Source organism: Actinophytocola sp., assembly GCF_035712165.1.
GTDB lineage: Bacteria > Actinomycetota > Actinomycetes > Mycobacteriales > Pseudonocardiaceae > DASYTH01.
Window position 1 is genome coordinate 1 of record NZ_DASTBH010000405.1, and the last position, 7,292, is coordinate 7,292.

Here is a 7,292-nt window from a genome sequence, read left to right on the forward strand (position 1 = left end):
GATGGCCTCAACCAGCAGTGGCAGTTCGTGGACTCGGGGGGTGGCTTCTACCGGTTGCGGGCGCGGCATTCGGGCAAGGTGCTGGACGTGTTCAACTTCTCCACCGCCGACGGGGCCCAGATCGTGCAGTGGAGCGACCTGAACGGAACCAACCAGCAGTTCCGGTTGGCCGACTCGCCCGATGGCTTCGTCCGGTTGATCAACCGCAACAGCAACAAGGCCGTTGAGGTGCAAGGGGCTTCCACGGCAGATGGCGGTCGGGTGGTCCAGTTCTCCGACGGGGGCGGGGCCAACCAGCAGTGGCAGTTGGTTCGGCTCGGTGACTCGCCCGGTGGGTCGTTGCCGTCGACGTTCCGGTGGTCGTCCAGTGGCGTGCTGGCTGGGCCCAGGCCCGACGCCGCGCACTCGCAAGCGTTGGCGATCAAGGACTTTTCGGTGACTCGGTTCAACAACCAGTGGCTGATCTACGCCACCACGGCCAGCCCGTCGGGCTGGGGCCTGGTGCAGTTCGCCTTCGGCGACTGGCCCCAGGCGGCGGCCGCGCAGCACACCTACCTGGACACCTCGGGGATCGGACCCGGCTACCGGGCGGCCCCGCAGTTGTTCTTCTTCGCCCCGCAGAACCTGTGGTACCTGGTCTACCAGACCGGCCCGCCCACCTACTCGACCAGCACCAACCCGGCCGATCCGCGGTCGTGGTCGGCGCCGCGGACGTTCATCGCCCAGGAGCCGCCGATCGTCACGCAGAACAAGGGGCCGGGACAGTGGATCGACTTCTGGGTGATCTGTGACGGCGCCAACTGCTTCCTGTTCTTCTCCGACGACAACGGCCACATCTACCGGGCGCAGACCAGTCAGGGCAGCTTCCCCAACGGGTTCGGCAACACCCAGATCGTGCTGACGGACTCCCGGTTCGCCCTGTTCGAGGCGACCAACGTGTACAAGGTCGCCGGCAGCAACCAGTACCTGCTGCTGCAGGAGGCGATCGGCTCGGACGGGCGGCGCTGGTTCCGGTCCTACACCTCCAGCAGTCTCACCGGCAGTTGGGCGCCGCTGGCCAACACCGAGTCCAACCCGTTCGCCCGGTCCAACAACGTCACCTTCCCGGGTGGGCAGTGGACCCGCGACATCAGCCACGGTGACCTGATCCGCGCCAACAACGACCAGACCCAGACCATCAACCCCTGCCGGCTGCAGTACGTGTACCAGGGCATGGATCCGGGCGCCAGCGGCGAGTACATCCGGCTGCCGTGGCGGATGGGCCTGCTCACCCAGACCAACTCGACCTGCTGAGGTGAACGATGCGTGTCCCACGGTGGGTCCACGCGCTGGCCGCCGTCGCGCTGGCCGCGAGTTGTCTCGCCGGGACCGGTGTTCCCGGTGCCGCGCTGCCTGGGAGCGCGGCACCGGTGACACCATCCGGCGGTGATGCCTCGGTCGCCGCGACACCGATCACGAACCCGGTGTTGTGGGAGGACCTGGCCGACATCGACATCTTCCGGGTGGACAACACCTTCTACTACTCGGCCTCGACCATGCACTACTCGCCGGGGGCGCCGATCCTGCGGTCGTATGACCTGGTGAACTGGGAGTTCGCCGGTCACTCGGTGCCCCGGCTGGACTTCGGGGCCAAGTACGACTTCACCGGCGGACGCGGCTACGTCCGGGGGATCTGGGCGTCGTTCCTCAACTTCCGCCGCAGCAACAACACCTTCTACTGGGGCGGCTGTGTCGACTTCGCCCAGACGCACATCTACACCGCCACCTCGGTCGAAGGGCCGTGGCAGAAGCGCTCGACGATCCCCAACTGCTACTACGACGCCGGCTTACTGGTCGACGACAACGACACCATGTACGTCGCCTACGGCAACACCACGATCAGCGTGGCGCAGCTGTCGGCCGACGGGCTGTCCCAGGTCCGCACCCAGCAGGTGTTCCAGACCCCGTCGAACATCGGAACCCTGGAAGGCGCCCGGTTCTACAAGCGCAACGGCGCCTACTACATCTTCCTGACCCGCCCGGCCAACGGCCAGTACATCCTGAAGTCGACCAGCGGGCCGTTCGGGCCGTACACCGTCCGCCAACTCCTGCTCGACCTCCCGGGCCCCATTCCGGGAGGTGGGGTTCCGCATCAGGGTGGGCTGGTGCAGACCCAGAACGGTGACTGGTACTACATGGCCTTCGTCGACGCCTTCCCCGGCGGCCGGGTGCCGGTGCTGGCCCCGGTCACCTGGACCGCCGACGGCTGGCCGGTCCTGCAGACGGTCAACGGCGCGTGGGGCACCAGCTACCCGGCACCCAACCTGCCGCCCCCGCCCCGCACGGTGAAACCGCCGACCGGCACCGACACCTTCACCGGCACCGCGCTCGGCCCGGAGTGGGAGTGGAACCACAACCCGGACAACAGCAGATGGACGGTCGGCAATGGACTGCGGCTGCAGACCGCGACCGTGACCAACGACCTGTACTCCGCCCGAAACGCGCTCTCCCACCGGATCCTGGGGCCGATGTCCACCGCGACGATCCCGCTCGACTACGCGAGCATGCGAGACGGCGACCGGGCCGGCCTTGCCCTGCTGCGCGACTCCTCCGCGTGGATCGGCGTCAAACGCGACGGCGGAACCAACCGCGTGGTGATGGTCAACGGCTTGACCATGGACAGCAACTGGAACACCACCGGTTTCGGCACCGAGCAGGCCAGCGCCGCCATCTCCGGTGGCCGCATCTGGTTACGCGTCAACGCCGACATCCGGCCCGGCACCGGCCGCCAGGGCCGCTTCTCCTACAGCACCGACGGTGTCAACTTCACCCCGCTCGGGCCCGGATTCGTCATGGGCAACGACTGGCGCTTCTTCATGGGCTACCGCTACGCCATCTTCAACTACGCCACCCAGGCCCTCGGCGGCGCGGTCTCCGTGCCCCAGTTCACCCTCACCGGCCCGAACCCCATCCCACCGTCCCGAGTGGTCAGCCTGCGGGCCCGCGCCAACGGCAGTTACGTCACCGCGGAAAACGCCGGAGCCAGCGCACTGATCGCCAACCGCACCACCATCGGCCCGTGGGAGCAGTTCGACCTGATCACCAACGCCAACGGCAGCGTCAGCCTCCGCGCGCACGCCAACAACAACTACGTCTGCGCCGACAACGCCGGGGCCAGCGCACTGATCGCCAACCGCACCGCCATCGGCCCGTGGGAGGAGTTCGACCTGATCAACAACGCCAACGGCAGCGTCAGCCTCCGAGCCCACGCCAACAACAACATCGTCACCGCCGGGACCAACCCGCTGCTCGCCAACCGCACCACCATCGGCACGTCGGAGCAGTTCGACCTCATCGGCTGAAAGGGGCGATGATGCCCACTCGATCACGAGGACGTCTCGCAATCGCGGCGGTGGCGGTGGCTCTGCTCGCATCGGTCCCTGGCCAACCCTCGGCGCTGGCCGCGCCCGGAAGCCCGGCGGTCACCCCACCGCTGGGATGGAACAGTTGGAACAGCTTCGGGTGCGGCGTCAACGAAACGGTGGTCCGCCAGGCGGCAGACGCGATGGTCAGCTCGGGGATGCGCGACGCCGGCTACCAGTACGTGGTGGTCGACGACTGCTGGTTCGACCCGCAGCGCGACGCGGCGGGCAACCTGCGCGCCCACCCGACGAAGTTCCCCAGCGGCATGAAAGCGCTCGGCGACTACATCCACGGCCGCGGGTTGAAGTTCGGGATCTACCAGGTGCCCACCGAACGCACCTGCGCGCAGCGGGTCGGCACCCATCCCGGCTCGACCGGCAGCATGGGCCACGAGGTCCAGGACGCCGGCACGTTCGCCTCCTGGGGTGTGGACTACCTCAAGTACGACTGGTGCTCACCCAACGGCACGCGCGACGAGCAGGTGGCCCGGTTCACCCTGATGCGCGACGCCGTCCGGGCAACCGGGCGGCCGATCGTCTACAGCATCAACCCCAACAGCTTCCACGCCGTCACCGGCGACAAGTTCAACTGGGGCGAGGTCGCCGACCTGTGGCGCACCACCGAGGACCTGCTCGACATCTGGCAGAACGGCAACGTCAACAGCTATCCGATGGGTGTGGGCAACGTCGTCGACGTCACCGCCCCGCTGGCCGTGCAGGCCGGACCGCAGCACTGGAACGACCCGGACATGCTGGTGGTCGGCCGGCCCGGGCTGACACTGACCGAGTCGCGGTCGCACTTCACGTTGTGGGCGATGATGGCCGCGCCGCTGATGGCGGGCAACGACATTCGCACGATGTCGGCCGACGTGAGTGCGGTCCTGCGCAACCCCCGCCTGCTGGCTGTCAACCAGGACCGGCTCGGCGCCGGCGGACGGCGGGTGCGCGACGACGGCAACACCGAGGTGTTCGCCAAGCCCCTTGCCGACGGCTCGGTCGCCGTCGGGTTGTTCAACCGCGGCGGCGCCACCGCCACGATCACCACCACCGCCGCGCAGGCCGGCTTGTCCGGCGGGCCGTTCACCCTGACCGACCTGTGGACCGGCGCCACGTCGAGCACCGGCGGGCAGATCACCGCGAGCGTGCCGGCACACGGTGTCGCCGCGTTCCGTGTGTCTGGCGGCACGCCCATCGCCAGCACCACCGCTCGGTTGCGCGGCGTCGGCTCGAACCGGTGCCTCGACGTCGACAACGCGTCCACCGCAGCCGGTGCCACCGTGCTGATCTGGGACTGCCACACCGCGGCCAACCAGCAGTGGACGACCTGGGCCACCGGCGAGATCCGCGTGTTCGGCGACAAGTGCCTGGACGCCTTCAACCAGGGCACCGTCAACGGCACCCGGGTGGTGATCTGGCCGTGCAACGGTCAGAACAACCAGCGGTGGACCGTCAACCCGGACGGTTCGATCCGCAACGTCGGTTCGGGACTTTGCCTGGACGTCAACCAGGCCGGCACCGCGAACGGATCGACCGCGATCCTCTGGGCCTGCCACAACCAATCCAACCAGAGGTGGGCCCGGTCATGAGGAGACGATCGTTCGCCGTGCGACTCCCACTTCTGGTCGTGGGCCTGCTCGTGCTGGCCTTGCTTCCGGCTGTGGCCAAGGCGGACAACCCGATCGTCCAAACCATCTATACCGCCGATCCGGCGCCACTGGTGGTCAACGGCCGGGTGTATCTGTATACGGGACATGACGAAGACGGCTCGACGAACTTCACCATGCGGGAGTGGCGGGTGTGGTCGTCCACCGACATGGCGAACTGGACCGACCATGGCTCTCCGCTGAACCTTGCCAGTTTCACCTGGGCCGACGCCAACGCCTGGGCGGGCCAGGTCGTCGCCAGAAACGGCCAGTTCTACTGGTACGTTCCGATGCGGCAGCGGTCGACCGGCTCGATGGTCATCGGGGTGGCGGTGTCGAGCAGTCCCACCGGACCCTTCCGCGACGCACTCGGACGTCCGCTGGTGGGAAACGGTGAGATCGACCCCACCGTCTTCATCGACGACGACGGGCAGGCCTATCTGTACTGGGGCAATCCGCGCCTGTGGTTCGTGCGGCTGAACCCCGACATGATCTCCTTCTCCGGCAGTCCGACCCAGATCCCTCTCACCACGGCGGGATTCGGCACCCGTACCGGAAATGCGAGCCGGCCGACCCTCTTCGAGGAGGGGCCCTGGGTGTACAAGCGCAATGGCTTGTACTACCTGGTGTTCGCGGCGCGCTGCTGCTCGGAGTTCATCGCCTACTCGACGGGTACCGGTCCGACCGGGCCGTGGACGTTCCGGGGGACGATCATGCCCACCCAGGGCAGCAGCTTCACCAACCACCCGGGCATCATCGACTTCAACGGCAGTTCCTACTTCTTCTACCACAATGGCGCCTTGCCGGGCGGCGGCGGTTTCACCCGCTCGGTCGCCGTGGAGCGGTTCACCTACAACGCCGACGGCACGTTCCCGACCATCACCATGACCACGGCGGGAGCGCCTCAGGTGGGCACGCTGAATCCTTACGTCCGGCAGGAGGCCGAGACGATCGCCTCGGAGTCCGGTGTCGAGACGGAGCGTTCCAGCGAAGGCGGCATGAACGTCGGGTGGATCGAGAACGGCGACTGGATCAAGGTCAAGGGCGCCGCGTTCGGCGCCGGCGCGGCGTCCTTCACCGCACGGGTGGCCTCGGCGACCAGTGGCGGCCGGGTCGAGGTTCGGCTGGACAACGTCAACGGCCCACTGGCGGGAACGTGCACCGTCCCGGGCACCGGTGGCTGGCAGGTCTGGACGACGGTCTCGTGTTCGGTGAACCGGCCGACGGGAACGCACGACGTGTACCTCAGGTTCGCCGGCGGAACCGGCTTCCTGCTCAACGTGAACTGGTGGCAGTTCACTGCGTAGTCGACTTTCCAGGAGTGACGTGATGTTGAGGCGTAGGACCTTCTTCGTGCCGGCCGCGGTCGCGGCCCTGCTCGTCCTGACCACGGGCAGCGCGGCGCAGGGCAGCGGCCCCGGGGAAACCGCGTCGGCTGCGGATGCCGGCACGATGGCGGCGACCGCCGGGTGCGGCCGGGCTCCGACACTGAACAGTGGTACCCACACGATTCAGAGCAGTGGCAGGAACCGCACCTTCATCCTGAGGATCCCCGACAACTACGACAACAACCGGCCCTACCGGCTGGTGTTCGGGTTCCACTGGCTGAACGGTACCGCTGTCGATGTCGCGACCGGTCAAACCGTGCAGCGGGATGTGTGGGCCTACTACGGCCTGCTGCGACTGTCGAACAACAGCACCATCTTCGTGGCGCCGCAGGGCCTCAACAATGGCTGGGCCAACACCGGCGGCGAGGACGTCACCTTTGTCGACGACATGCTCAGGCGGATCGAAGCCGATCTGTGTGTCGACACCACGCAGCGTTTCGCGACGGGTTGGAGTTTCGGCGGCGCCATGTCGTTCGCGGTCGCATGTGCCCGGCCGACGGTCTTCCGTGCGGTCGCGGTCCTGTCCGGCGCGCGGCTCAGCGGGTGCAGCGGTGGCACCGCGCCCGTCCCCTACCTTGGGATACACGGCATCAGGGACTCGGTGCTCAACATCTCCTCGGGACGGTCGCTGCGCGACACGTTCGTCAGGAACAACGGCTGCGCCGCACAGACCCCGCGCGAACCGAGCCAGGGCAGCCTGACCCACATCGTGACGGCCTACTCCTGCCGAGCGGGGTTCCCCGTGGTCTGGGCGGCGTTCGACGAAGATCACAACCCGGCTCCCGCGGATGGGGTGCCCGGTATCAACGGCACCCGGACCTGGGTGCCGGGGGAGACGTGGCGGTTCTTCACGCAGTTCG

Annotated in this window: 5 protein-coding genes; all 5 read left to right on the forward strand. The window is 67.7% G+C overall.

The window, feature by feature from the left end:
* A partial coding sequence (locus VFO68_RS22580) for a non-reducing end alpha-L-arabinofuranosidase family hydrolase (protein WP_325160357.1) occupies window positions 1–1,293 on the forward strand: 1,293 nt, incomplete at its 5' end.
* Window positions 1,294–1,301: 8 nt separating this feature from the next.
* A complete protein-coding gene (locus VFO68_RS22585; protein WP_325160358.1) occupies window positions 1,302–3,341 on the forward strand; it encodes a family 43 glycosylhydrolase in 2,040 nt (679 codons plus the stop codon).
* 11 nt (window positions 3,342–3,352) lie between these two features.
* The gene (locus VFO68_RS22590; RefSeq protein ID WP_414635551.1) at window positions 3,353–4,987 is read left to right on the forward strand and encodes a glycoside hydrolase family 27 protein; all 1,635 of its coding nucleotides are present in this window, start codon (window positions 3,353–3,355) and stop codon (window positions 4,985–4,987) included.
* Window positions 4,984–6,351: a glycoside hydrolase family 43 protein gene (locus tag VFO68_RS22595; protein ID WP_325160360.1), complete on the forward strand. Its 1,368-nt coding sequence runs from the start codon at window positions 4,984–4,986 to the stop codon at window positions 6,349–6,351. The genes VFO68_RS22590 and VFO68_RS22595 overlap by 4 nt, the downstream gene beginning before the upstream one ends.
* Window positions 6,352–6,373: 22 nt before the next feature.
* A partial coding sequence (locus VFO68_RS22600) for an alpha/beta hydrolase family esterase (RefSeq protein ID WP_325160361.1) occupies window positions 6,374–7,292 on the forward strand: 919 nt, incomplete at its 3' end.